The sequence below is a fragment of the Sanguibacter sp. Z41_6 genome, assembly GCF_059621145.1.
Window position 1 is genome coordinate 287,015 of sequence record NZ_JCAQIF010000002.1, and the last position, 25,075, is coordinate 312,089.

20 protein-coding genes are annotated in these 25,075 nt (G+C 71.6%); 12 read left to right on the top strand and 8 right to left on the bottom strand.

The genetic code is table 11. The features are described from left to right. Positions 1 to 53: 53 nt before the first annotated feature. Positions 54 to 2,522, bottom strand: coding sequence for a DNA gyrase/topoisomerase IV subunit A (locus tag AC54T1_RS06295; protein WP_496911410.1), 2,469 nt, complete (start codon positions 2,520 to 2,522; stop codon positions 54 to 56). 102 nt (positions 2,523 to 2,624) lie between these two features. On the opposite strand from AC54T1_RS06295, the gene AC54T1_RS06300 reads away from it, so the two are divergent. Genes AC54T1_RS06300 through AC54T1_RS06310 form a run of 3 tightly spaced genes read left to right on the top strand, consistent with a single transcriptional unit; the run spans position 2,625 to position 7,221 of the window. Continuing rightward, positions 2,625 to 5,402 carry a bifunctional acetate--CoA ligase family protein/GNAT family N-acetyltransferase gene (locus tag AC54T1_RS06300; protein WP_496911411.1) on the top strand — a complete coding sequence of 926 codons (2,778 nt, stop codon included), beginning with the start codon at positions 2,625 to 2,627 and terminating at the stop codon, positions 5,400 to 5,402. Between the two features lie 29 nt (positions 5,403 to 5,431). Beyond that, entirely contained in the window at positions 5,432 to 6,034 is a 603-nt protein-coding gene (locus AC54T1_RS06305; RefSeq protein ID WP_484344645.1) for a DUF5998 family protein, read from the top strand. Next, positions 6,034 to 7,221 carry an alkaline phosphatase family protein gene (locus AC54T1_RS06310; RefSeq protein ID WP_496911412.1) on the top strand — a complete coding sequence of 396 codons (1,188 nt, stop codon included), beginning with the start codon at positions 6,034 to 6,036 and terminating at the stop codon, positions 7,219 to 7,221. Before AC54T1_RS06305 ends, AC54T1_RS06310 begins: the two co-directional genes overlap by 1 nt. Positions 7,222 to 7,228: 7 nt before the next feature. Here AC54T1_RS06310 and sepH read toward each other — a convergent pair whose 3' ends face one another. Continuing rightward, positions 7,229 to 8,419 carry a septation protein SepH gene (gene sepH, locus AC54T1_RS06315; protein ID WP_496911413.1) on the bottom strand — a complete coding sequence of 397 codons (1,191 nt, stop codon included), beginning with the start codon at positions 8,417 to 8,419 and terminating at the stop codon, positions 7,229 to 7,231. A 144-nt stretch (positions 8,420 to 8,563) separates the two neighbouring features. On the opposite strand from sepH, the gene AC54T1_RS06320 reads away from it, so the two are divergent. Further along, entirely contained in the window at positions 8,564 to 9,418 is an 855-nt protein-coding gene (locus AC54T1_RS06320) for an inositol monophosphatase family protein (protein WP_496911414.1), read from the top strand. Positions 9,419 to 9,646: 228 nt separating this feature from the next. After that, on the top strand, positions 9,647 to 9,946 hold the full coding sequence (locus AC54T1_RS06325) for a DUF4193 domain-containing protein (protein ID WP_484344641.1): 300 nt from the start codon (positions 9,647 to 9,649) through the stop codon (positions 9,944 to 9,946). Positions 9,947 to 10,025: 79 nt separating this feature from the next. Here the strand turns inward: AC54T1_RS06325 and AC54T1_RS06330 are convergent, their stop codons facing one another. Continuing rightward, positions 10,026 to 10,541: a DUF3093 domain-containing protein gene (locus AC54T1_RS06330; protein ID WP_496911415.1), complete on the bottom strand. Its 516-nt coding sequence runs from the start codon at positions 10,539 to 10,541 to the stop codon at positions 10,026 to 10,028. Positions 10,542 to 10,599: 58 nt separating this feature from the next. On the opposite strand from AC54T1_RS06330, the gene dut reads away from it, so the two are divergent. The 4 genes from dut to AC54T1_RS06350 all read left to right on the top strand — a co-directional run bounded on the left by dut (position 10,600) and on the right by AC54T1_RS06350 (position 13,075). Further along, on the top strand, positions 10,600 to 11,073 hold the full coding sequence (dut, locus tag AC54T1_RS06335) for a dUTP diphosphatase (RefSeq protein WP_496911416.1): 474 nt from the start codon (positions 10,600 to 10,602) through the stop codon (positions 11,071 to 11,073). 116 nt (positions 11,074 to 11,189) lie between these two features. Beyond that, a complete protein-coding gene (locus AC54T1_RS06340) occupies positions 11,190 to 11,906 on the top strand; it encodes a DUF3710 domain-containing protein (RefSeq protein ID WP_496911417.1) in 717 nt (238 codons plus the stop codon). Next, the gene (locus AC54T1_RS06345; RefSeq protein WP_484344637.1) at positions 11,906 to 12,274 is read left to right on the top strand and encodes an OB-fold nucleic acid binding domain-containing protein; all 369 of its coding nucleotides are present in this window, start codon (positions 11,906 to 11,908) and stop codon (positions 12,272 to 12,274) included. The genes AC54T1_RS06340 and AC54T1_RS06345 overlap by 1 nt, the downstream gene beginning before the upstream one ends. Positions 12,275 to 12,304: 30 nt before the next feature. Further along, the gene (locus tag AC54T1_RS06350; RefSeq protein ID WP_496911418.1) at positions 12,305 to 13,075 is read left to right on the top strand and encodes a DUF3159 domain-containing protein; all 771 of its coding nucleotides are present in this window, start codon (positions 12,305 to 12,307) and stop codon (positions 13,073 to 13,075) included. Here the strand turns inward: AC54T1_RS06350 and AC54T1_RS06355 are convergent. Continuing rightward, entirely contained in the window at positions 13,020 to 13,682 is a 663-nt protein-coding gene (locus AC54T1_RS06355; RefSeq protein ID WP_484344635.1) for a potassium channel family protein, read from the bottom strand. The genes AC54T1_RS06350 and AC54T1_RS06355 overlap by 56 nt on opposite strands. After that, entirely contained in the window at positions 13,682 to 14,332 is a 651-nt protein-coding gene (locus AC54T1_RS06360; protein ID WP_484344913.1) for a potassium channel family protein, read from the bottom strand. The genes AC54T1_RS06355 and AC54T1_RS06360 overlap by 1 nt, the downstream gene beginning before the upstream one ends. Positions 14,333 to 14,478: 146 nt before the next feature. Between AC54T1_RS06360 and AC54T1_RS06365 the strand changes: the two genes are divergently transcribed. The 3 genes from AC54T1_RS06365 (at position 14,479) to AC54T1_RS06375 (ending at position 21,376) form a co-directional block, all read left to right on the top strand. Then, on the top strand, positions 14,479 to 16,482 hold the full coding sequence (locus AC54T1_RS06365) for an APC family permease (RefSeq protein WP_496911419.1): 2,004 nt from the start codon (positions 14,479 to 14,481) through the stop codon (positions 16,480 to 16,482). Between the two features lie 118 nt (positions 16,483 to 16,600). Then, the gene (locus AC54T1_RS06370; protein ID WP_496911420.1) at positions 16,601 to 17,971 is read left to right on the top strand and encodes a class I SAM-dependent RNA methyltransferase; all 1,371 of its coding nucleotides are present in this window, start codon (positions 16,601 to 16,603) and stop codon (positions 17,969 to 17,971) included. Between the two features lie 582 nt (positions 17,972 to 18,553). Continuing rightward, a complete protein-coding gene (locus AC54T1_RS06375; protein WP_496911421.1) occupies positions 18,554 to 21,376 on the top strand; it encodes an aconitate hydratase in 2,823 nt (940 codons plus the stop codon). Positions 21,377 to 21,512: 136 nt separating this feature from the next. Here the strand turns inward: AC54T1_RS06375 and AC54T1_RS06380 are convergent, their stop codons facing one another. The 3 genes from AC54T1_RS06380 to AC54T1_RS06390 are packed head-to-tail and all read right to left on the bottom strand — an operon-like array spanning position 21,513 to position 24,956. Further along, positions 21,513 to 22,220: an NUDIX hydrolase gene (locus AC54T1_RS06380; protein ID WP_496911422.1), complete on the bottom strand. Its 708-nt coding sequence runs from the start codon at positions 22,218 to 22,220 to the stop codon at positions 21,513 to 21,515. Between the two features lie 4 nt (positions 22,221 to 22,224). Continuing rightward, positions 22,225 to 23,673 (bottom strand): GuaB1 family IMP dehydrogenase-related protein, encoded by a 1,449-nt coding sequence (locus AC54T1_RS06385; RefSeq protein WP_496911423.1) that lies wholly within the window; start codon positions 23,671 to 23,673, stop codon positions 22,225 to 22,227. 26 nt (positions 23,674 to 23,699) lie between these two features. After that, positions 23,700 to 24,956, bottom strand: coding sequence for a M18 family aminopeptidase (locus tag AC54T1_RS06390; protein ID WP_496911424.1), 1,257 nt, complete (start codon positions 24,954 to 24,956; stop codon positions 23,700 to 23,702). Positions 24,957 to 25,075: the final 119 nt, after the last annotated feature.

The following is a 25,075-nucleotide window of genomic DNA, read 5'->3' on the forward strand; positions in this document are numbered from 1 at the left end:
CGGGCAGACCACCGGCGAGCCCCGCCCGCACCGGGCGGGGCGCACGGTTCGTCTCAGCCCACAGCGTGCACGGGGGCAGCCAGCGAGACCCCGGAGGCGTCGCGCCGGGGGTCCGCCTCGGGCAGGTCGATCGGCTGCCCGCCGGAGCCCGTCGCGTGCGGCGGCGCCGCGCCCACCCAGGCGAGCACGAGCGTGTCCTCGCCGCGCAGGAACCGCTGCGAGCGCACCCCGCCGGTCGCCCGCCCCTTGGCCGGGTAGACCTCGAACGGCGTCGTCTTCACGCTGCCCGCCTGCGTCCCGGGCAGTGCGTCTGCGCTCCCGGCGATGGTCACGACCGCGAGCGGCTCCTCGCCCACGCGCACGGCACCGAAGTGCACGACGTGCTGCTGGGGAGCGAGCTTGATGCCCGCCATGCCCGCCGCGGTGCGGCCCTGGGGGCGCACGAGGCTCGCGGGGTAGTGCAGGAGCGAGCTGTCCGAGCTGATGAACACGAGCTCGTCGTCGTCGTCGGCCGGAGCCGCTCCGACGACCTCGTCGCCGTCGCGCAGCGCGATGACCTCCCACGTCTCCTTCGCGGGGACGTCTCCACGGGCGACGCGCTTGACGACGCCGGAGCGGGTGCCGAGCGCGAGCGGCGGTGCGTCGTCGGCGAGCGACACGATCGTCACGAGGGACTCGCCCTTCTCGAGCGGGCACACCTCCCCGGCCGGTACGCCGCCCGAGAGGCTCGGCGCACCCTGCGTGGGTGGGAGCGACGGGAGGTCGAGCACGGAGACGCGCACGATGCGGCCCCGCGAGGTGAGGGCGCCGATCTCCGCGCGTGCGGACGTGAGGACCGCCCCCCGCAGGACGTCGTGCGCGTGCCGGTGGTCGTCACGCACCGGTGCCTCGGGGCCGCTCGAGCGCGCCAGCAGGCCCGTGGCCGAGAGCATCGCCCAGCACGGGGAGTCCTCGACCTCGAGCGGGACGGCTGCGCCGCGGCTCGTCGGTGCGCCGGGCGCCCCGGTCACGCCCGCGCCGGCGGAGTCGAGCAGGATCGTGCGCCGCGGAGTGCCGTAGACGCGCGCGACGTCCGCCATCTCCTGGCTCACCACGCCACGCAGGCGCGCCTCGTCCGCGAGCATCGCCATGAGCTCGGCGATCTCCTCGGTGAGCGTCTGCTGCTCCTTCTCGAGGTCGAGGCGCGAGAACTTGGTGAGCCGCCGCAGCTGGAGCTCGAGGATGTACTCCGCCTGGAGCTCGGAGAGGTCGAAGACCTCGCGCAGCCGCGCGCGGGCGGTGGCCGTGTCGTCCGAGGACCGGATGACCTGGATGACCTCGTCGATGTCGATGATCGCGACGAGCAGACCCTCGACGAGGTGCAGCCGCGCCTGGCGCTTGGCGAGCCGGAAGGCGGACCGCCGCCGGACGACGTCGATGCGGTGGTCGACCCACACCCGGAGCATCTCGCGCAGCCCGAGCGTCCGGGGTTGACCGTCGACGAGAGCGACGTTGTTCATGCCGAAGGAGTCCTCCATCGGCGTGTACCGGTACAGCTGCTCGAGGACGGCCTCGGGGTTGAAGCCCGTCTTGACCTCGATGACCAGGCGCAGGCCGTGGGACCGGTCGGTGAGGTCGGTGACGGCGGTGATCCCGGAGAGCTTCTTGTTCTGCACGCCCTCCTTGATCTTCTCGATGACCTTCTCGGGGCCGACGAGGTACGGCAGCTCGGTGACGACGATGCCCTTGCGCCGTGGGGTGACGTTCTCGATCCGGGTCGTCGCCCGGGTGCGGAACGACCCGCGGCCGGTGCGGTAGGCGTCGCGGACGCCCTCGAGGCCGATGATCTTGCCGCCCGTGGGGAGGTCAGGTCCCGGGACGAACCGCATGAGGTCCTCGAGGGTCGCGTCCGGGTCGGCGACGAGGTGCCGGGCGGCGGCGATGACCTCGATGAGGTTGTGCGGGGCGAGGTTGGTGGCCATCCCCACGGCGATGCCGGACGCGCCGTTGACGAGGAGGTTGGGGATCGCCGAGGGCAGGACCTCGGGCTGGGTGAGCTTGTTGTCGTAGTTCGGGACGAACTCCACGACGTCCTCGTCGAGGCCCGTGGTCATCACCATGGCTGCGGGCGCCAGCCGGGCCTCGGTGTAGCGCGGAGCTGCCGGTCCGTCGTCGAGCGACCCGAAGTTGCCGTGCCCGTCGACGAGCGGCAACCGCAGCGAGAACGGCTGCGCGAGCCGCACGAGCGCGTCGTAGATCGCGGTGTCGCCGTGCGGGTGGAGCTTGCCCATGACCTCGCCGACGACGCGCGCGGACTTCACGTGGGCACGGTCAGGGCGCAGCCCCATGTCGTACATCTGGAAGAGGATGCGGCGCTGGACCGGCTTGAGCCCGTCACGGGCGTCGGGGAGTGCGCGGGCATAGATGACGGAGTAGGCGTACTCGAGGAACGACCCCTCCATCTCCTTCGTGACGTCGATGTCGACGATCGTCTCCGCGACGGGATCGAGCGGTCGATCCTCGCCGGTCGCTCTACGCGCCATCGGGTGCGGCTCCTCCAGCTGTGCGGGTCCTGCGGTCGCCACATTTTCGCACGGGGGACGTGGCGCCCCCGCCCACGGGCGGACCTGCCCTAGCCTGAGGGGGTGACTACCGCTGACGGCGCAGGAGAGCACCGCCCCGCTGACGACGGCCGGAGCGTCGGCACGCGCGAGCACCCGTTCCCGTACCCGGTGGAGTGGGAGGCGGACGTCGTGCTCCGGGACGGGAGCACCGTCCACCTCAGGCCCATCCGCGCTGAGGACCGTGACGCGCTCCAACGGTTCCACTCCGGGCAGTCGGAACGCTCGACGTACATGCGGTTCTTCGCGGCGATGGAGCACCTGTCACCGCGGGACCTCACCCGCTTCACCGTCCTCGACCACAGGGACCGGGTGGCGCTCGTCGCCGTCAGCTCCCTGCCCGACGGCGGCGAGGAGATCATCGGCGTCGCGCGGTTCGACCGGGTCGCTGCGGACGAGGCCGAGGTCGCGTTCAACGTCAGCGACAGCCACCAGGGCCGCGGACTGGGCTCGGTCCTCCTCGAGCACGTCGCGGCGGCCGCCCGCGAGGTCGGGGTGCAACGCTTCACCGCGGAGGTGCTGCCCCAGAACGGCAAGATGCTCGGGGTGTTCCGCGAGGCGGGCTACGACACGACGCAGCACGTCGACGACGGGATCGTCACGGTGAGCATCCGGCTCGACCCCACCGAGCGGTCCCGGCAGGTGATGGCCGAGCGTGAGCACCGTGCCGAGGCGCGGAGCATGAACGGGCTCTTCACGCCGCGGTCGGTCGTCGTGGTCGCCGCTGCCCACGGCGCGCCGGACGAGCACGAGACCCGGCTCGCCCGCGCGGTGGTGCGCGGTGGTGCGACCGGCGGGGCGCACCTGCGTCTCATCGTCGTGGGGCTGTCCGCCGTGACGGTCCGGGACGCGCTCGATGCGCACGGCTCCATCGACGAGTTCGAGCGGTACGACACGCTCGAGGAGGTGCCCGGGCCGGTCGATCTCGCCGTCCTCACGGTCCGGGCCAGCGACTCCCTCGCGACGGTGGGTGCGCTGTCGGGACTCGGGGTCCGCGCCGTCGTCGTCGTCGGGTCGGGGTACGCCGAGACGGGGGAGGCGGGGCTTGGTCTGCAGCGCGAGCTCGTCCGCTCGGCCCACGCCGCCGGCATGAGGGTCGTCGGGCCGGCGTCCTACGGGTTGTTCGCGCGCCGCGAGGCGGCGAGCTTCAACGCGTCCCTGACGACGGACCTTCCGCCGCCCGGCACGGTCGGGCTCTTCTGCCAGTCCGCGCCGATGGCCGTCACGGTGCTGGCGACCGCTCGCCGGCGCGGGCTCGGCATCTCGTCCTTCCTGTCGGCGGGCAACCGCGCCGACGTCTCGGGGAACGACCTCATGCAGTTCTGGCAGGACGACGACGCCACGACCGTCGTCGGGCTCTACCTCGAGTCCATCGGCAACCCGCGCAAGTTCTCCCGCATCGCCCGGCGGCTGAGCAGCGTCAAGCCGGTGGTCGTCGTGACCGCGGGCACCTCGGGGCACGTGGTGCCCGCCGGGCATGCCGTGCGCACGACGAGTGCACCGCGTCGCACGCTCGAAGAGATGTTCCGGCAGTCGGGCGTCATCCGCGCCGAGAACACGCACCAGATGATGGACATCGTGCAGCTGCTCGCCCACCAGCCGCTGCCCGGCGGCCGGCGCGTCGGCATCATCGCGACCTCCGCACCGCTCGTGGCGATCGTCGCGGAGGCGGTGGGTTCCGCGGGGCTCGTGGTGGCGGTGACGGCCGGGATACCGGCCGACCCGGAGCAGGCGGCAGGCACGTACGACGACGTCTTCGCCGACGGCGCGTGCGACGTCGTCGTGGCTGTCCACGTCCCCGTCCTCGGGGACGACGTCGCGGGGTTCGCAGCCGCTGTGGCGGCCGCGGCTGCGCGGACCGGACGGCCGACCGTCGCGAGCATCCTCGGGTTCCACGGCATCACCCCCGAGCTCACGACGACCGGTCCCGACGGACGCGTCACGCACGTCCCGGCGTACTCCACCCCGGAGGACGCGGTCCTCGCCCTCGGCGCCGTGACGCGTTACGCGATGTGGCGGTCGGCCGACCACGGCACCGCCCTCGAGTACGACGTCGACGTCGGGGGTGCACGCACGATCGTCGAGTCCCGGCCCGACGGGGAGCTCGCGCCGAGCGAGGCGCGCGCGTTGCTGCGCTGCTACGGCATCGCAGCGTGGGAGGCCGTCCCCGTGCGTGACGTGCAGGAGGCGGAGGCCGCCGCGGAGCTGCTCGGGTGGCCCGTCGCGCTCAAGAGCACGGCGGAGTCCCTGCGCCACCGGGCGGACCTGGGTGGGGTCCGGCTCGACATCAAGGACGTGACCGAGCTCCGCGCCGACTTCGAGCAGATGCACCGCACGCTCGCCGAGCACCTGCCGGCGGAGCACCGGCTGACGGCCGGGGCGGCCCCGTTCGAGGTGCAGCACATGGCCCGCCCGGGTGTGGCGTGCGTCATCCGGTCGACGGAGGACCTCCTCTACGGCCCGGTCGTGTCGTTCGGCCTGTCCGGCGACGCCGTCGACCTCCTCGGCGACGTGAGCTATGGCGTGCCACCGCTCACCACCGGGGACGTCGCCCGGATGGTGCGGTCGGTGCGGGCGGCGCCCCGGCTCTTCGGGTACAAGGGGCTGCCCGAGGCGGACGCGGCCGCGATCGAGGACGTCATCGGCCGCGTCTCGCAGCTGGCCGACGACCACCCCGAGATCCGGTCGCTCGAGCTCTACCCCGTGGTCGCCAACGACGAGGGGGTGGCCGTGCTCGGCGCACGGATCACGCTGGGGGCCGCCAACCGCAAGGATGGTCTCAGGCGCGTCCTACCTGACTGACGCCCGGGAGACCGGATTAGGATGAAGACGTGCCCCGACCCATCGCTGACCACCGTGCCGACCTCCGCCGCCAGCTCGACCGGGCCGGGTACTACCCGGAGCTGGTCGCAGATGTCCTCGACATCGCCCTCGCGGGCGAGGTCGTCGAGGCGCACCTCGTCCACGTGGAGACGACGTTCGCCACCGCCGAGGTCCGCCGCCACGTGACCGTGCTCGTCCTCACCCCGACCCGGCTCGTCCTCGCGCACGTCGACGACCATGCCGAGGGCGAGGAGCACGGGCACCCCCGGGCGAGTGCCGCCGCGACGACCGAGGCAGTGCCGCTGGGACAGGTGCGGTCGGTCGTCCTCACGCACGTCGTCAACGCTCCCGAGAAGCACGTGAGCGGTGAGGCGCCGGCCGAGCTGACGCTCGCCATCGGATGGGGCGCGGTCTCCCGGATCGATCTCGAACCCGTCCAGTGCCCCGACCCGCAGTGCGACGCCGACCATGGGCTGTCGGGATCGGTCGCGACCGACGACGCTCTCGTGCGGATCAGCGCCCAGGCAGAGGGCGCGGACGCGGTGCGAGCCGCGGTGTCCTTCGCCAAGGCGCTGTCGGCAGCGACCGCCGGGCGGGGGTCGACGAGCTGATGACGGCTCCCCTGGTCGCCGGCGGGTTCGTCGCGGAGGCCGAACGCTGCGGGTTCGTCCTGCCGGACTACGACGGTGCGAGCCTCTCCGCGGTCCTTCCGGCCGTCGCCGCAGCGCTCGGCGTGAGCGACCCGTCCGGCGCGGGGGAGCGCTCCCGTGCCCTGCTGCGCCTGGAGCCCGTCAGCAGGGTGTGCGTCGTCCTCGTGGACGGTCTCGGCCTGGAGAACCTCACCGAGGGCAGCAGCCGGGCGCCGTTCCTGCGGTCGCTCCTGCCCGATGCGGTGCGTCTGACGTGCGGGTTCCCGTCGACGACCGCGGCGTCGATGGGTCTGTTCGGGACGGGGACCACCCCGGGCCGGACCGGGATGCTCGGCTACACGATCCGCAACCCGCACACCGGCCTGCTCGCCAACCTCGTCTCCTGGGACGGCGCCGAGCCCCCCGAAGAGCTGCAGCGCGAGGAGACGATGTTCGAGCGGATGACGGCCGCGGGGATCCCCGTGACCTCCGTCGGTCCCGCGCGCTTCGCTGACTCGGGCCTCACCCGGGCGGCCTTCCGTGGAGGATCGCACCGCAGCGCCGAGTCGCTCGCGGACCGGGTCGACGCCGCCGCGTACGAGCTCATGGCTCCCGGGCTCGTGTACCTCTACTGGGGTGACGTCGACAAGGTGGGCCACCACCACGGCTCCCGCTCCCGGGAGTGGGCGGACGAGCTGGAGCGCGCCGACCGTGAGCTCGCGCGCCTCGCACGGATCGTGCCGAGCGGGACGCTCATCCTCGTCACGGCCGACCACGGCATGGTCGACGTCGACGAGCGACAGAGGTGGGACGTGGCCACGACGCCGGGGCTGTCCGACGGGGTGCGGCTCGTCGCGGGGGAGCCGAGGGCGCTGCACGTCCACGCCCGCAAGCGCAGCGGCGTCGAGACGATCGTCGAGAGATGGCGCGACGTGCTCGGCGACGCCGCACTCGTGGTGACGAAGGAGGACGCGATCGCGGCAGGGCTGTTCGGCACGGTCTCAGCACACGTGGAGCCGTCGATCGGCGACGTCGTCGTGGCGCCCACCGGAGGGGTCACGGTCGTCGACTCGCGCACGCAGACGCCGCAGTCGCTCGACCTGCTGGGAGTCCACGGATCGCTCACGCCACGGGAGATGTACGTCCCCTGCCTGACCCTGCGCGTCTGAGCACGAGCTACTCGGGCTTCGCCCCGAACACGATCTCGTCCCAGCTGGGCACCTTCGACCGCGAGCGACGAGCAGGCCGGACGCGTGTCGCGGGCACCGGCCCCGTCTCCTCCGGGGACGGATCGTGGCCCGGACCCGACTGCGCGGGGACGGCTCCGGTCACGGTCGGCGCCTCCAGGGTCTCGGTCTGCATCTCGGGCGGTCCGGCGTCGTGCGGCTCGGCGGTGTCGACCGGCTCGCCCACGCGAGGGCTTCCCGGCATCGGGTAGACCCGCGCGGAGATCCGCTCGTCCGCGTCCACGGGGTGCGCGCCGGGGATGTCCTCGCTCCGCCGGGGGTGCCCCGGCACGTCGAGGTGGAAGGCGCTGGGCGGGCCGAAGCCCTCGAACGCGACGTCGTCGTCGGCACGCTGATGACGCACGCCGCGGCGCTCCCGGAGGTCCTCGAGGAGCGCGGAGGTGACGTCGAGCTCCGACGGGGTGTCGTGTGCGTCCGGGCGATGGACCGCGAGCGGCGGTCCATCGACGGCGTCGAGGACCGGGCGGATCGCGTCTGCCTCGACGTCGAACACGGAGGCACGCACGGCGGCGAGGTGCCGGCGGGGGATGGGCTCGTCGACGATCTCCGTCTCCGAGAGCCAGCGCGCCTCGTCCTCGAGGGCGTGCAGCGACTGCGCGGCTGCGTCGAAGGTCCACCGGGCGAGGCGCTCCTGCCCCCCGACCTCGAACGCGACCGACACGATCCACCCGTGACCCTCGGGGCGCGCCGCGTCCCACACGAGCTCGGCGGTATCGACGCCACGCGCGGCCAGACGATCGGTGACGAGGTCGCCGAGCGTGGGGGAGCCGGTGTCACGCCCCACCCGCGTGCCGGTGGCCCTGCGCGCGATGAACTCACGCTCGGCGAGGACCGGACCCTCGTAACGACGCACCTGCTCGACGGAGATCCCCGCGTCCGCGGCGATCTCCTCGGCCGTCAGACCGGCACGGACGCGGGCCTGGATCTCCCGTGGGGGGAGGAACCCGGCGGCCTGGGACTGGAGGTGCTCGAGCCGTGGGCGATCGCGGCGTACCGCGGCGCGCAGCACGTCGGTGATCGGCAGCGTGAACCGTTGGTCACCCGGTCCCGCCAGCACGAGGTGTTCCCCGTCGTCGTGCAGCCCGACGAGCCGCAGCCCGCGTGCACCCTGCTCAACCATGCGTCCTCCTGTGGCACCTGCGTACACGTCAGGGTGCCATCCCGACCTGCTCGACCCGCGGACCTCCGCCGGTGCGCCGCGTCACAGATGTCCCACGCCGCGGCCATCCTGCCCGACCGCGCGTGGGTCGGGCAGGATGGATCCATGACTGACGATGCCAACGCTCCGACCGCCCTCCCCGAGCCCGACGCCGTCGCGGCCCTGCGCGATCTCGCCGAGCGGGTCGCCCGCGCGGCTGCTGAGCTCGTGCGCAGCACGCGGCCGAGCCAGGTACAGGTCGCGTCGACGAAGACGTCCTCGGTCGACGTCGTCACGCAGATGGACGCCGACAGCGAGGACCTGCTGCGCAGGCTCATCCTCGCCGAACGACCGGACGACGCGGTCCTCGGGGAGGAGGAGGGGCACGTCGCGGGACGGAGCGGGCTCACCTGGGTCGTCGACCCGATCGACGGGACGGTCAACTACCTCTACGGGATCCCGGCGTTCGCGATCTCGGTCGCTGTCGTGGCCGGTCCGCCCGTGCCGGAGCACTGGACCCCGCTCGCCGGGTGCGTGGTCGACGTCTCGACCGGCACCACGTGGTCCGCATCCCGGGGCGGTGGCGCCACACGGGACGGTGAGCCCCTCACGATCGGGGAGGACAAGCCGCTCGCGCAGAGCCTCGTCGGCACCGGCTTCGGGTACGAGTCCGCGCGCAGGGCGGCGCAGGCGGAGGTGCTCACCACGGTTCTGCCGCTCGTCCGGGACATCCGCCGGATCGGGTCGGCTGCGCTCGACCTCTGCATGGTCGCGGACGGGCGGCTCGACCTGTCGTACGAGCGCGGCCTCAAGCCGTGGGACATGGCCGCGGGAGCGCTCGTCGTCGAGGAGGCCGGCGGGGTGGTGACGGGACTCCGGGGCCGCCGTGCCGGTACTGACATGACCGTCGCGGGCCCGGCCGGGCAGGTCGCAGCGCTCGCGGAGATCCTCGGAGACCTCGGGGCCGACGCAGGCGCCTGAGCGGTCCGGTCGAGCCGTGTGGAGCGCGGCTGTCGTGAGCGCCCGGAGGAGTGAGCAAGGACACGGCCTGGTGGATGTGCGACGCGCAGGTAAATGATGCACAATCCCTTCTCGACCCACGAACAACCTGGGTATTACCTGCATGAGACGCGTACGCGACCCGCTACGCCCGCCGGGGCCCCGAGCCCACGGACCCGAACAACACCTGCAACGGAGTGTGAGCCACACATGGCAACTGACTACGACGCCCCCCGCAAGACCGAGGAGGACCTCAGCGAGGACTCGCTCGAAGAGCTCAAGGCGCGTCGGTCTGACAAGAGCTCGGGAGTCGTGGACGAGGACGAGACGGAAGCCGCAGAAGGATTCGAGCTCCCCGGAGCCGATCTCTCAGGCGAGGAGCTTTCCGTCCGTGTCCTCCCACGACAGGCCGACGAGTTCACGTGCGCGAGCTGCTTCCTCGTGCACCACCGCAGCCAGCTGGCCGAGGAGAAGAACGGCCAGCAGATCTGCTCGGAGTGCGCTGCCTGACAGCGACCCACCCCGTCGCGCTGTCCGTCCACCCGGGGGACAGCGCGACACGCATCACTCGCCGCCCTCGGCCGGAGCGCTACCCGTGCCGTCCGAGGGCCGCGGCCAGCGCGTCCGGCCTGCGGCTCGAGACGAGCCAGAAGGGCGTGGGATCCTGCGGGTCCGTCACCTCGACGCGCACCGCTCCGCCGGCTGACGTACGCAGGCACGCGAACGCCCGGGGATCCCAGGCGGGACCCATCTGCTCGGAGACACCGGCGCGGTCGAGGACGACAGGCGCCGCAAGATGGCTCAGCGGGATCCGGGCACTCCCCGCAGACAGCTCGGAATCCGTGACCTCCACCCGTGGTGACCACACCCACAGGAGGATGCATCCGACGACGGCGATCGCCGCACCTGTTCCGTACCCGACCGCGGCGGACACGGGAACGAGCCCCGCGGCGAGGACCATGGCGGAGAGGACGACCGCGACCCACGAGCCCGGACCGGGGACGAGGCGCTCGGAGAACATGACGGGAGCGGCCGCGGACCGTGTCTCCTCGGGCCGGCTCAGTGCGGAGGGGACGTCAGGGTGGTCTGGGGCAGGGCGACTCATTCCTCCATGATGCCAGCCGGCCGGAAGCACGCGGCAGCGCCCGATAGAGTCGTCTCCCGTGACCACGGATGCTCCTGAAGTTCTCATCACCCTCCTCGACCCCGAGGTCCCGCTCCCCGCGTACGCGCACCCGGGCGACGCGGGCGCCGACCTCGTGACCACGGTCGACGTCGAGCTGGCGCCGCTCGCCCGGGCGACCGTGCCCACGGGCGTGGCGATCGCCCTGCCCGACGGCTACGCCGCCTTCATCCACCCGCGGTCGGGACTTGCCGCGCGGCACGGCCTGACGATCGTCAACGCCCCGGGCACAGTCGACGCCGGCTACCGGGGAGAGATCCGCGTGACCCTCTACAACAGCGACCCGGCCCAGGCGGTCCGTCTGGTGCGGGGCGACAGGATCGCCCAGATGGTCGTGCAACGGGTCGCGCGCGCCCGGTTCGTGCAGGCGGACCGGCTGCCCGGCTCGGACCGCGGCGAGGGCGGCTTCGGATCGAGCGGCGGCTGGACCGCTTCGCCAGCAGCGGACAGGTAGTCCGTAGGCCGCTGGTCGCGGCCTACTGTGGACGTGGCGTGTGTTGTCCAGAGCACCGCGCAGGAGCGTCTAGTGTGGACGTGCCCTGCCCGGTGAACACCGAAGGAGACTGATCAGTGGCGCTGTTCCGACGCGGTTCCAAGCAACCGACCGACCCCGAGCAGCACACGGGAGACACGCAGCCCGGCGGGGACGTCGCCGAAGGTGCTCCGACCAGCGAGCGGACGTCCGGTCCCTGGGACGTGTCCGAAGTCTCCGAGCGAGGGCCGCGCGTCGATCTCGGTGCGCTGTGGCTCCCGGGGCTCCCAGGCATGGAGCTGCGCATGGAGGTCGACCAGAAGACGCAGCGTGTCACAGGAGTCGGGGTCGCTCTCGACGGGTCGTCGCTCCAGCTCCAGGCTTTCGCGGCCCCCAAGACCGACGGGATCTGGGACGACATCCGTGCGGAGATCGCCGAGTCGGTGACGAAGCAGGGGGGATCCGTCGACGACGTCCCCGGGCCCTTCGGCCGTGAGCTCTTGGCCCGCCTGCCCGCGCGGACGTCGGACGGCCGAACGGGGCACCGACCCGCCCGCTTCATCGGGCACGACGGGCCCCGGTGGTTCCTCCGAGGAGTCATCAGCGGCCGTGCAGCCGTCGACGTGGAGGCAGCGGCAGCCCTCGAGAGCGTGTTCGCCCAGACCGTGGTCCTGCGTGGCGACGACGCACGCCCGCCCCGCGACCTGCTCGCCCTGACGCTTCCCGGAGGAGCGAAGGTGCCGCCGACTCCTGCCCCCGCGGCTCCGGACCTCGACATCACCCGCCGGGGACCTGAGATCACCGAGATCCACTGATGAGCCTGCGCACCGCCCTGCACCATGCGCTCGCCTCTCAGGAGCAGGTGGCCGCCGACGAGGAGCGCATCGACTCTCGCGCGCAGGTCGGGTGCAGCGCCGCTGCGACGGTGCGCACCCGTGAGCGCGCAGCGCTGTCGGGCGTCCTGCGGTCGGTCATCCTGCGCCCACGCGAGGGTGTGCCGGCGCTCGAGGCCGAGCTCTACGACGGGTCGGCGTCGATCGACCTCGTCTGGCTCGGGCGGCGACAGATCGCCGGGATCGAACCCGGACGCCGTGTGCGCGTCGAAGGACTCGTGTGCCTGAGCAACGGCCGGCGCACCATCTACAACCCGCGGTACGAGCTGCGCGCGCGGCCGGGAGAGTGAGCCGTGAGCCATCGTGACCACGAGGACGACGTGACAGCCCCCCAGAGTGCTCCGGAGCCACCCGCAGGCAAGGGCGTGCGCGCGCTGACGGCTGACGAGTTCTCCATCAGCGAGTCCGTCGGCGGAGTCCGGGGCCTCGTCGAGGCGATGGCGCCAGGGCTCGTGTTCGTCGTGCTGTTCGTCATCACCCGTGAGCTCACGCCCCCTCTCGTGGCTGCCCTCGCGGTCTCCGTCGTTGCTGTCGTGGTGCGGCTCGCACAGCGGACCCCGGTCACGCAGGCGTTCGGCGGGCTGCTCGGCGTCGGGATCGGCGTGCTGTGGGCAGCGCGGTCCGGGGAAGCGAGCGACTACTTCGTCCCCGGCTTCTGGACGAACGGGATCTACCTCGCGGTGCTCCTCGTCACCGTCCTCGTGCGCTGGCCGGCGGTCGGCGTCGTCGTCGAGGGCCTGCGGGCGGGCTTTGGTTCGCCGTCTCCGGTGGCGAGGACTCGGGGATCCGCTCCCGGCGAGAGCGCCGCGGAGGAGCCCGCACGCGCCGCGCCCGTGTGGTCCTCCGCATGGCGCGAGGACGCACAGCTCCTGCGGCGGTACGCACTTGCGACGTGGTTGTGGATCGCCGTGTTCGGCATCCGGCTCGCCGTCCAGCTGCCGCTGTACCACGCCGACGAGGTCGAGCTGCTCGGCACCGCCCGCCTCGTCATGGGCATCCCGCTCTGGGCGCTCGTGCTGTGGGCGACCTGGGTGCTCATCCGCCAACGAGGAGCGAGTGCAGCTCACTCTCCGACGCGTCCCGTCCCGTGACGATGAGGAGCTCGTCGCCGACCTCGAGCGTGTCGTCGGGGCTCGGAGCGATGGGCTGGGTGCCGCGGACGATCGCGGCGAGCACCGTGTCGGCGGGCCAGACGATCTGACCGACGCGCTGGCCCGTGAGCGGTGAGTCCTCGGGGAGCGTGATCTCGAGGATGTCCGCGCCGGACTGGTGGAACGTGAAGATCTTCACGAGGTCGCCGACGGCGACCGCCTCCTCGACCATCGCCGTCATGATCCGCGGGGTGGAGACGGCGACGTCCACGCCCCACGACTCGTCGAACATCCACTCGTTCTTCGGGTTGTTCACCCGAGCGACGGTCCGGGGCACCCCGAACTCGGTCTTGGCCAGGAGCGAGATCACGAGGTTGGCCTTGTCGTCACCGGTCGCGGCCACGATGACGTCGCACTCGTCGACGGAAGCCTCGGTGAGGCTGGAGAGCTCGCAGGCGTCGGCGAGCAGCCACTCCGCCTCAGGGACCTGCGCGACCCGCATGGCGGTCGGCTGGCGGTCGATGATCGTGATCTCGTGGTTGTTCGCGAGGAGCTCGCGAGCGATCGACCTGCCGACGGAACCTGCTCCCGCGATGACGACGCGCATCAGCTCTCCTGCTTGGGTGCGTGCGTGAGGATCCGTTCCATCGACGCGGCCGCATCGGTGTGGACGAGGACGTGGAGGATGTCGTTCTCCTGCAGGACCGTCCCCGGGCCGACGACGACACCGTCGCCATAGCGTGTGACGAACGCGGAACGGGCACCGCTCGCCTCGTCGATCGACCGGATCGAGCGACCCAGCCACCCCGGGTGGACGTCGACCTGGCAGAGCCTGATCTGGCCCGACGGGTCGCGGTACTCGTCGGTCGCGCCCATGGGGAGCATCCGGCGCAGCACCTGGTCCGCGGTCCAGCGGACGGTCGCGACCGTCGAGATGCCCAGGCGTTGGTAGATCTCTGCCCGCCGCGGGTCGTAGATGCGCGCGACGACGTTGTCGATCCCGTAGTTCTCACGCACGACGCGTGCCGCCAGGATGTTCGAGTTGTCGCCGTCGGACACCGCGGCGAACGCGTAGGTGTCCTCGATCCCGGCCTGACGGAGCGTGTCACGGTCGAAACCGAGGCCGGTGACCTTCTTGCCCCCGAAGTCCGGAGTGAGGCGCCGGAACGCGTCCGGGTTCTGGTCGATGACGGCGACGGAGTGGCCGTGGTTCTCCAACGACTGGGCGAGCGTGGCGCCGACGCGGCCACAACCCATGATGACGAAGTGCACAACCCGGAACGCTATACCCCTGTGGGATCCCACGCGACATTCCTCGCCGCGGACACCGCGCTGGTCGGCCCGCAGACTCGTAGGCCTGCGGCGGGGTCCGTTCGGTCCAGATGGGCCTAGCATTGTTCAACGTGTCCGAAATCGTCGATGCCACCAAGCGGTTGTTGCTCGGACGTCCTGTCCGCAGCGATCGGCTGGGGCACACCCTCCTCCCGAAGCGGATCGCACTGCCGGTCTTCGCGTCCGACGCGTTGTCGTCGGTCGCCTACGCCCCCGACGAGATCCTCCTGACGCTTGCCGTCGCGGGCTTCGCGGCGACGGCCGTGTCGCCCTGGGTGGGCCTCGGCGTCGTCGTCGTCCTGCTCACCGTCGTCGCGTCCTACCGGCAGAACGTCCACGCCTACCCGTCCGGGGGTGGGGACTACGAGGTCGCCACGACGAACCTCGGGCCTGCCGCGGGTGTCGGCGTCGCGAGCGCGCTCATGGTCGACTACGTGCTCACCGTCGCAGTGTCCATCTCGTCCGGCGCGCAGTACGCCGCGAGCGCGATCCCGGCCCTGCGGGGCCACGAGGCCGCGTTCGCGACCGCCCTCATCGCGGTTCTGACACTCGTCAACCTGCGAGGTGTCAAGGAGTCGGGGCGGCTCTTCGCGATCCCGGTCTACCTGTTCATGCTGGCCATCGGAGCGACGGCGGTCGTCGGGTTCCTGCGCCAGGTGACCGGCACCCTGCCGCCGTCCGAGAGCGCCAGCTTCGAGCTCGTCGCGCAGCCCGGGTTCGACGAGGGGCTCGTCGGCATCGCCGGCGCGTTCCTCATCGCACGCGCCTTCGCGTCGGGCTGCGCCGCCCTCACCGGCGTGGAGGCGATCAGCAACGGTGTCCCGGCGTTCGAGAAGCCGAAGTCGCGCAACGCGGCGACGACCCTCGCCCTGCTCGGTGGCATCTCGGCGGCGATGATCCTCACGATCCTCGCCCTGGCACGCGCCACGGGAGTGCACTACGCCGAAGACCCCCACACCCAGCTCACCGACGGTGGTGCGCCGCTGCCGGAGGACTACCTCCAGCACCCCGTCCTCGGGCAGATCGCCGAAGCCGTGTTCGGCGGGTTCCCCGTCGCGTTCTACGTCATCTCCGCCATCACCGGGCTCATCCTCGTCCTTGCGGCCAACACAGCGTTCAACGGCTTCCCGGTCCTCGGGTCCATCCTCGCGAAGGACGGGTACCTGCCGCGCCAGATGCACACCCGGGGCGATCGGCTCGCGTTCTCCAACGGGATCATCACGCTCGCCGTCGGAGCGATCGTGCTCATCTGGATGTTCGACGCGCAGGTCACCCGCCTCATCCAGCTGTACATCGTCGGCGTCTTCGTGTCGTTCACGTTCTCCCAGCTCGGCATGGTCAAGCACTGGACGCGCCACCTACGTACGGAGACCGACCCGCGTGCGCGGGCGCGGATGACGCGTTCGCGCGTCGTCAACGCGATCGGCTTCGGCATGACGGGGACGGTCCTCGTCATCGTGCTCCTCACGAAGTTCACGCACGGGGCCTGGATCGCGCTCCTGGCGATGGCTGCCGTCTTCGCGATCATGCGCGGCATCCGTCGGCACTACGACTCCGTGTCGAAGGAGCTCGAGCTCGGAGACGACCCCGCCGCGTCGCGGGCGCTGCCGAGCAGGGTGCATGCGATCGTCCTCGTCTCGAAGCTCCACAAGCCCGCGATGCGTGCGCTCGCCTACGCCCGTGCCTCGCGCCCGAGCACCATCGAGGCGGTGACCGTCGGCGTCGACGCCGAGGACGTCGCACGGACCACCGAAGCGTGGGAGAAGCTCGAGCTACCCGTCCCGCTCCGCATCCTCGACTCGCCGTTCCGTGAGATCACGCGACCGATCCTCGGGTACGTGAAGTCGATCCGCCGGCAGAGCCCGCGGGACCTCGTCGTCGTCTACATCCCGGAGTACGTCGTCGGGCACTGGTGGGAGCAGCTGCTGCACAACCAGAGCGCGCTGCGCCTCAAGGGTCGGCTGCTGTTCATGCCGGGTGTCGTCGTGGCATCCGTGCCGTGGCAGCTGGCGTCGACGGAGGGGCAGTCCGTCGTCGAGGGTGGCGTCTACGAGAGCCAGCAGCTGCGTCCCTGAGAGGCCACCGCACGGGCGGTGAGACGCCCGTCGCAGGCGGCGGTGCGGGGGCGCCGCACGCAGTAGTGGGACCGGACCACGAGCGAGACGGCTCGTGCGAGCAGGGATACTGGGGAGCGTGCCTATCTCTTCTGCTGTGCCCGGTCCCGATGCTCCGACCCCTGAGGACGACAACCGTCCGCCCCTGACGACCCCGGCGGGGGACGTCGCGGTCGACGCCGCCGCAGCGGCAGAGCCCGAGGCGCCGCTCGTCGAGCTCGTCGTCGGCCCCGTGGCCCACGGGGGTCACTGCGTGGCGCGCCACGAGGGCCGTGTGATCTTCGTCCGGCACACCCTGCCGGGGGAGCGCGTCCATGCCCGGATCACCGAGGCGGGCGAGAAGTCCTCCTTCTGGCGCGCCGACGCGGTCGAGGTCCTCGAGGCCTCACCGGACCGGGTGCGGTCGGCCTGGCCGCAGGCGGGGCCCGGCGGTGTCGGTGGGGGTGAGCTCGCACACGTCTCGCTCGACGGGCAGCGACGCTGGAAGGCGGCGGTCGTCGCCGAGCAGCTCTCCCGGCTCGCGAAGATCGATCGCGAGGTCGTGGTCGAGGCCGCTCCCGGGGACGACGAGCGCCGCGGGCTCGGCTGGCGCACCCGCATCGACCTCGTCGCCGACGCCGACGGCCGGGCCGGGATGAGCCGGTTCCGGTCGCACGACATCATGCCGCTCCACACCATGCCGCTCGCCTCCGCGGAGGTGCTCGCGGCCGCGCAGGCCGAGAAGGTGTTCACCCGCCGGTGGCGCCCCGGCACCCGCATCGAGATCGTGGCACCGGCCAACGGCTCGGGTGCGCTCGTCCTCGTGGACGGCGAGGTGTCCCGCGGCGGGCACCTCGACAAGCGCCCGAACGCGCGCCGGGCGGTCACCGAGACCGTCCGCGTCGACGGGACCGAGCTGTCGTACCGCGTGGCTGGCGAGGGGTTCTGGCAGGTGCACCGCGAGGCGCCCTCGCTGCTCGCGCAGGTGGTCCTCGACGCCGCCCGGGGCGGCGGTGACCTCACCGACGCGACCGTGGTCGACCTCTACTCGGGAGCAGGGCTGTTCACGGTGCCGCTCGCGCGGGCAGCGGGCATCGTGGGACGCGTCGTCGCCGTCGAGGGCGACGAGCGCGCCGTCAAGGACGCCCGTCGCAACGTGCACGAGCTCGAGCAGGTCGAGATCCACCACGGCCCCGTCGACCGGGTGCTGCGCACGGCGGGGCACGGGGCAGTGGGCGGGGCCGACGTCGTGGTGCTCGACCCGCCGCGCACGGGAGCCGGTGCCAAGGTGGTCGCCGAGATCGTCGCCCTGTCGCCGTCGCGCATCGTCTATGTCGCGTGCGATCCTGCGGCGCTCGCGCGCGACATCGCCTACTTCATGGAGGCCGGGTACGAGCTCGGCGAGCTCCGCGCCTTCGACCTGTTCCCCATGACCCACCACGTGGAGTGCGTGGCGGTGCTCACGCGGTAGGTGCCCGACACGCTCGAGCCGTCGGTCCGGCCACGCCGTGGTGGGGCGCGGTGTGGTGGTGCTCACGGAGGGGCGGCTCCCACCCGGCGAGAGGATGTCGTAACGGACAGTTCATCTTGTGTGGACGTGCAGGAAACGCCATATGCGGCAGGCTTGTCCTACTGACACACCACTCGGGGGGAGATGGCGATGAACGAGAACAACGAGCAGGTCCAGGGAGCCGAGCGGGGTCGTGAGGTCCTCGTGTCCGTCAGCAACCCGGACCGCATCCGGCTCTGACCTCTGGTTCGACGACAGGCGGAGCGCCGGGAACCTTCGGGTTCCCGGCGCTTCGTGCTGTCCGGGGGAGGAGCGCGGGGGCCAGGCGTCGACGGGGACGTCCGGTTAGGACACCCAAACTATCTTGACGTCAAGATATATGCGGTATGATGGGGCAGAGCTCGCGGGCCGTGCGCACGGCGCACACCTCCCGCGAAGGAGGTCCGGCCGTAGGCTGGACGACAAGCCCCAGACGGGCCCGCCGTCGCACGTGAGACACCGGGCGTCGGGCGAGACCGTCACCGCAACGAAGAAGGAGCGTACGTGAGCAGCGTCGACACGTTCGGGTCGAAGGGAACTCTCGAGGTCGCAGATGCCTCGTACGAGATCTACCGGCTCTCAGCAGTCCCCGGGACCGAGCGACTCCCGTTCAGCCTCAAGGTTCTCGCGGAGAACCTCCTGCGCACCGAGGACGGTGCGAACATCACGGCCGACCACGTGCGTGCCCTCGCCTCGTGGGACCCGACCGCGGAGCCCGACACGGAGATCCAGTTCACGCCCGCCCGCGTGATCATGCAGGACTTCACGGGTGTGCCGTGCATCGTCGACCTCGCGACCATGCGCGAGGCCGTCGCGGAGCTCGGCGGGGACCCCACGCGGATCAACCCGCTCGCCCCCGCCGAGATGGTCATCGACCACTCCGTGCAGATCGACGTCGCCGGCCGCGCGGACGCGTTCCAGCGCAACGTCGACCTCGAGTACGTCCGCAACCGTGAGCGCTACCAGTTCCTGCGCTGGGGCCAGACGGCGTTCGACGACTTCAAGGTCGTCCCCCCGGGCACCGGGATCGTGCACCAGGTGAACATCGAGTACCTCGCCCGCGTCATCATGACGCGCGAGGTCGGCGGCGTGCTGCGCGCCTACCCCGACACCTGCGTCGGCACCGACTCGCACACGACGATGGTCAACGGCCTCGGCGTCCTCGGCTGGGGCGTCGGCGGCATCGAGGCCGAGGCAGCCATGCTCGGCCAGCCCGTCTCGATGCTCATCCCGCGCGTCGTGGGCTTCAAGCTCACGGGCCAGATCCCCGCAGGCGTCACCGCGACCGACGTCGTGCTCACCATCACCCAGCAGCTGCGCCAGCACGGCGTCGTCGGGAAGTTCGTGGAGTTCTACGGAGACGGCGTCGCCGCCGTCCCGCTCGCCAACCGCGCCACCATCGGCAACATGAGCCCCGAGTTCGGCTCCACGGCCGCGATCTTCCCGATCGACGACGTGACGATGGACTACCTGCGCCTCACCGGCCGCAGCGAGGAGCAGCTCGCGCTCGTCGAGGCGTACACCAAGGAGCAGGGCCTCTGGCACGACCCCACGATCGAGCGGTACACCGAGCCCGTCTTCTCCGAGTACCTCGAGCTCGACCTGTCGACCGTCGTGCCGTCCATCGCCGGGCCCAAGCGCCCGCAGGACCGCATCGAGCTGACGAACGCGAAGGAGTCCTTCGCGACCTCCATCCTCGACTACGTCGGGGCCGACGAGGCAGCGGCGTTCACCGGCCTGGACGAGTCGGTCGCCGAGACGTTCCCCGCGTCCGACCCCATCGCCGCCGGCGAGCACGAGGACGAGAGCGACGCCCCGGCGCACGTCCCGAACGGAGACGCCGCGAAGCGGCCGCACAAGCGTGTCCCGGTCACCCTCGCGGACGGGACCGTCACCGAGATCGACCACGGGGCCGTCGTCATCGCGTCGATCACCTCGTGCACCAACACGTCCAACCCGTCGGTGATGCTCGCCGCCGGCCTCCTCGCGAAGAAGGCCGTCGAGAAGGGTCTCGTCGCCAAGCCCTGGGTCAAGACGTCGATGGCCCCCGGGTCCAAGGTCGTCACGAACTACTACGAGAAGGCCGAGCTGTGGCCCTATCTCGAGAAGCTCGGCTTCCACCTCGTCGGCTACGGCTGCGCGACGTGCATCGGCAACTCCGGCCCCCTGCCGGAAGAGGTCTCGGCGGTCGTCAACGAGCACGACCTCTCCGTCGTCTCCGTGCTCTCGGGCAACCGGAACTTCGAGGGGCGCATCAACCCCGACGTGAAGATGAACTACCTCGCGTCCCCGCCCCTGGTCATCGCGTACGCCCTGGCCGGGACGATGGACTTCGACTTCGAGAACGAGCCGCTCGGGCAGGCAGAGGACGGCAGCGACGTCTTCCTCGCTGACATCTGGCCGTCCGCGGACGAGGTGCAGCGCACGATCGACACGTCGATCAACCGCGGCATGTTCACGAAGGACTACGCGGACGTGTTCGCGGGCGACGAGCAGTGGCGTGCGCTGACGACCCCTGAGGGCAAGACCTTCACGTGGGACGCCGAGTCCACCTACGTGCGCAAGCCCCCGTACTTCGAGGGCATGACGATGACGCCGGACGCTGTCACGGACATCACGGGCGCACGCGTGCTCGCGAAGCTCGGTGACTCCGTCACGACGGACCACATCAGCCCCGCTGGTGCGATCAAGCCCGGCACGCCTGCTGCGGACTACCTCGCGGCGAACGGCATCGAGCGCAAGGACTTCAACTCGTACGGCTCGCGCCGCGGGAACCACGAGGTGATGATCCGCGGAACGTTCGCGAACATCCGTCTGCGCAACCAGCTCCTCGACAACGTCGAGGGCGGGTACACGTTCAACTTCGTGACGAACGAGCAGTCGTTCATCTACGACGCGGCGCAGGACTACGCGGCCCAGGGCACCCCGCTCGTCATCCTCGGTGGCAAGGAGTACGGCTCCGGGTCGTCGCGTGACTGGGCAGCCAAGGGCACGGCGCTCCTCGGTGTGAAGGCCGTCATCACCGAGAGCTTCGAGCGCATCCACCGCTCGAACCTCATCGGCATGGGTGTGCTGCCGCTGCAGTTCCCGGCCGGCCAGTCCGCGGACAGCCTCGGCCTCGACGGCACGGAGACCTTCGACATCGCGGGCGTCACCGCGCTCAACGAGGGCACGACGCCCTCCACGGTCAAGGTCACCGCGACGAAGGCGGACGGGGGCATCGTCGAGTTCGACGCCGTCGTGCGCATCGACACCCCCGGCGAGGCGGACTACTACCGCAACGGTGGGATCCTGCAGTACGTGCTCCGGTCGCTCGTCACGAGCTGACCTTCCGCACCGCACGCCGACGGGCGCTCACCTCAATGGTGGGCGCCCGTCGTCGTGCGCGAGGAATGCCATCGAGGTCTGGCGATACGACGCCAGTCGCGCTGTCAGCTCTCGCGCCGCAGGTGGGCCCGGGTCGTCATCGAGATACGTCGATGTGGCGACGCTCGTCCCACGGCTCGGCCCAGCCGAGAGCGTCGAACAGTCCGGAGAGAACGAAGGCGGTGAAGCCCCAGACGACCGTCCCGTCCACCTCGAACGCTGGCCCGAGGAACCGCTGCCCGGTGCGGGACATGACGCCGATCCCACGGTTCGCGGGATCGACGAGGTCGGCGACGGGGACACGGAAGACCGCGGCCGTCTCCCCGTCGTCGACCACCCGCACCGGGCTCGGGCGGGTCCACCAGCCCAGGACGGGGGTGACGAGATGGTTGCTGAACGGCAGGGGGAGCGGCGCGAGCGTCCCGAGAACCTCGACGCCACCGGTGTCGATGCCTGTCTCTTCGCGGGACTCGCGCAGCGCTGCACCGACCGGGCCGTCGTCGTCGACGTCGAGGCGGCCGCCGGGGAAGGCCACCTGGCCCGGGTGGTGGCGGAGGGCAGGCGCGCGCTGCAGGAGCAGCACATCAAGATCGGCGGGCACGTGCGCCGTGCCGTGCACGGCAGGCACGTCGTCGAGCCGGCCGAGGAGCACGAGGACCGCCGCCGGGCGGGGTGCGCCGGTGGCGGGCTCGCTCCCCGGCACGAGGAGCGGGGGCAGCGCGATGCCGTCCCGGACCACCCGCAGGAGGTCCGCCCGCGCATCGGGTGCGCTGCTCGGCCCGCTGCCCACGGCACGTCTCGTCATGCCGTCACCACCCGGCGGGCAGCGGCCGACCCTCGTCGTACCCCGCCGCGGACTGGATCCCGACGATCGCGCGCTCCGCGAACTCCTCGAGGGACGACGCACCCGCGTACGTGCACGCGCTCCGCAGACCGGACGTGATCTGGTCGATGAGGTCCTCGACGCCCGGGCGCTGCGGGTCGAGGTACATGCGGGAGGAGGAGATGCCCTCCTCGTAGAGCGCCTTGCGCGCCCGGTCGAACGGGTCCCCGCCCGCGTTGCGGGCCGCGACCGCCCTGGCCGAGGCCATGCCGAAGCTCTCCTTGTACAGGCGCCCCGTGCCGTCGTCGTGCAGGTCGCCCGGGCTCTCGTGCGTGCCCGCGAACCAGGAGCCGATCATCACCTGCGAGGCGCCGGCCGCCAGCGCGAGCGCGACGTCCCTCGGGTGCCGCACGCCGCCGTCGGCCCACACGTGCGTACCGAGCTCACGCGCCCGCGCCGCGCACTCGAGCACCGCGGAGAGCTGGGGCCGCCCGACGGCGGTCATCATGCGCGTCGTGCACATGGCACCCGGGCCCACCCCGACCTTGACGATGTCCGCGCCCGCGGCGACGAGGTCCTCGACGCCCCGAGCCGTGACGACGTTCCCGGCGACGACGGGAACCGCCGGCGTCACCGACCGCACGGCGCGGAGCGCGGCGAGCATCTTCTCCTGGTGGCCGTGCGCCGTGTCGACGACGAGTGTGTCCACGCCGGCGGCGAGGAGCTCCGCGGTCTTGGCAGCCACGTCTCCGTTGATGCCGACCGCGGCGGCGACGCGGAGTCGACCGGAGCTGTCCACGGCGGGCGTGTAGATGCTCGATCGCAGTGCGCCGATGCGCGTGAGGACGCCCACGAGCGCACCGTCCCGGACCACCGGCGCGATCCGTCGACGGGACTCGTGCAGGCGGGAGAACGCCGCACGCAGTCCCTCCTCGGACTCCAGGAGGTCTGCGTCGAGGAGCGTGAGGTCGGTGGTCATCACCTGGTGCGCCTGGGCGAACCGGTCGACGTCGAGGCAGTCGTGAGCCGTGAGGATCCCGACGGGGCGGCGCCCGTCGACGACGACCGCCGCGCCGTGCGACCGCTTGCCGATGAGCGAGAGCACGGTGTGCACGGTGTCGGTCCGCGTGACCGTCACCGCGGTCTCGACGACCGTGTGGCGCGACTTCACTCCGGCGACGACGTCCGCGACGACGTCTGTGGGGATGTCCTGCGGGATGACGGCCATACCCCCGCGGCGCGCGACCGTCTCGGCCATCCGGCGCCCCGACACGGCGGTCATGTTCGCGACGACGAGGGGGAGCGTCGTCCCCGTCCCGTCCGTCGTCGCCAGGTCCACGTCGAACCGCGACGTGACCTCCGAGTACGAGGGGACGAGGAAGGCGTCGCCGTAGGTGAGGTCGGTCGTGGGGACGTGGCCGTCGAGGAAGCGCATGTCGACGAGTCTACGAACAGGGTGCGTCAGGCTCCCGCGAAGAAGGCACTGATCGCTCGGGCGAGGGTGCCCGGGTCCTCGACGTGGCACATCTCGCGGGCGGAGTGCATGGACAGCAGAGCGATACCGACGTCGACGGTCCGGATGCCCAGGCGCGTCGCCGTCAGCGGGCCGATCGTCGATCCGCAGGGGACCGAGTTGCTCGAGACGAACTCCTGCATCGGCACTCCCGCTTCGTCGCACGCGCGCGCCCACAGCGCCGCACCGTGCGCATCGGTGGCGTACCGCTGGTTCGCGTTGATCTTCAGCAGCGGGCCACCCCCCGCGAGCGGGCGGTTCGCGGGGTCGTGCCGCTCCGGGTAGTTGGGGTGCACCGAGTGCCCGACGTCGCTCGACACGCACCACGACGCGGCGTACGCCTGCAGCCGCTCGCTCTCCGAGCCGCCGCACAACCGGGCCAGCACGTCGGCGAGGAACGGTCCGGACGCGCCCGACCGCGACTCGGACCCGAGCTCCTCGTGGTCGAACGCCGCGAGCACGCTCGTGTGCTCGCCGTCCGCGGGTGCGTCGAGGAGCGCGACGAGGCCGGCGTGCACGGAGACGAGGTCGTCCATGCGGCCTGCTGCGAGCAACGACGCGTCGAGCCCGAAGCGCGCCGGGGCGGCGGTGTCCGCCGTGAGGACGTCGTAGCCGGCGACATCGGCCGCCTCGACGCCGGCGAGTGACGCGAGGTGGGCGACGACGTCAGCGTGCTCACCGACGCCGAAGACCGGTTGCGTGTGGCGTTGCCGGTCGAGGGTCAACCCCTCGTTCGCGCTGCGGTCGAGGTGGATCGCGAGCTGGGGGATGCGCAGGAAGGGTCCCGTGCGCACGAGGTGCTCGGCGCCGTCGCGCGTCACGAGGCGTCCTGCGAGCTCGAGCTCACGGTCGAGCCAGGAGTTGAGGAGCGGACCGCCGTACACCTCGACCCCGGCCTGGAGCCAACCGTGCGCAGTGATCGTCGGGCGGGGCTTGAGCTTGAAGCCGGGGGAGTCGGTGTGCGCACCGAGGATGCGCAGCGGGCTCGTCGCGGCGGCCGTGGCAGGCCGCACCCACGCGATCACGGCTCCGTCGCGCACGACGAAGCCACGGACCGTCCTGGTGGGCCACGGCTCGTTCTCGGCGAGCTGTGTGAAGCCAGCGGCGACGAGCCGCCGCCCGACCTCGTGGGCTGCGTGGTAGGAGGACGGGGACGCCGCGAGGAACGCGGACAGGTCATCGATGTGGGCTGTCGTGGTGTCCATCTGCTCATCCAAGCACCCGTGACCGGTGCGCGTCGGCCCTCTCCACCCGCCGTCCAGCCCCGGGAGATAGAGTGGTCACCCGCACGCGCCGATCCACTCGATGCGCGAGGAACCGGTGG

Excerpts from the sequence above, each read along its gene's own strand:
- AC54T1_RS06355 (WP_484344635.1), bottom strand. The coding sequence starts at position 13,682 with ATGCGCGTCGTCATCGCGGGAGCAGGTTCCGTCGGCAGGTCGATCGCT.
- AC54T1_RS06320 (WP_496911414.1), top strand. The coding sequence starts at position 8,564 with ATGACTGACGATGCCAACGCTCCGACCGCCCTCCCCGAGCCCGACGCC.
- AC54T1_RS06385 (WP_496911423.1), bottom strand. The coding sequence starts at position 23,673 with ATGCGCTTCCTCGACGGCCACGTCCCCACGACCGACCTCACCTACGGC.
- AC54T1_RS06310 (WP_496911412.1), top strand. The coding sequence starts at position 6,034 with ATGACGGCTCCCCTGGTCGCCGGCGGGTTCGTCGCGGAGGCCGAACGC.
- AC54T1_RS06330 (WP_496911415.1), bottom strand. The coding sequence starts at position 10,541 with ATGAGTCGCCCTGCCCCAGACCACCCTGACGTCCCCTCCGCACTGAGC.
- AC54T1_RS06390 (WP_496911424.1), bottom strand. The coding sequence starts at position 24,956 with ATGGACACCACGACAGCCCACATCGATGACCTGTCCGCGTTCCTCGCG.
- AC54T1_RS06295 (WP_496911410.1), bottom strand. The coding sequence starts at position 2,522 with ATGGCGCGTAGAGCGACCGGCGAGGATCGACCGCTCGATCCCGTCGCG.
- AC54T1_RS06360 (WP_484344913.1), bottom strand. The coding sequence starts at position 14,332 with ATGGGTTGTGGCCGCGTCGGCGCCACGCTCGCCCAGTCGTTGGAGAAC.
- AC54T1_RS06325 (WP_484344641.1), top strand. The coding sequence starts at position 9,647 with ATGGCAACTGACTACGACGCCCCCCGCAAGACCGAGGAGGACCTCAGC.
- sepH (WP_496911413.1), bottom strand. The coding sequence starts at position 8,419 with ATGGTTGAGCAGGGTGCACGCGGGCTGCGGCTCGTCGGGCTGCACGAC.
- AC54T1_RS06380 (WP_496911422.1), bottom strand. The coding sequence starts at position 22,220 with ATGACGAGACGTGCCGTGGGCAGCGGGCCGAGCAGCGCACCCGATGCG.
- AC54T1_RS06345 (WP_484344637.1), top strand. The coding sequence starts at position 11,906 with ATGAGCCTGCGCACCGCCCTGCACCATGCGCTCGCCTCTCAGGAGCAG.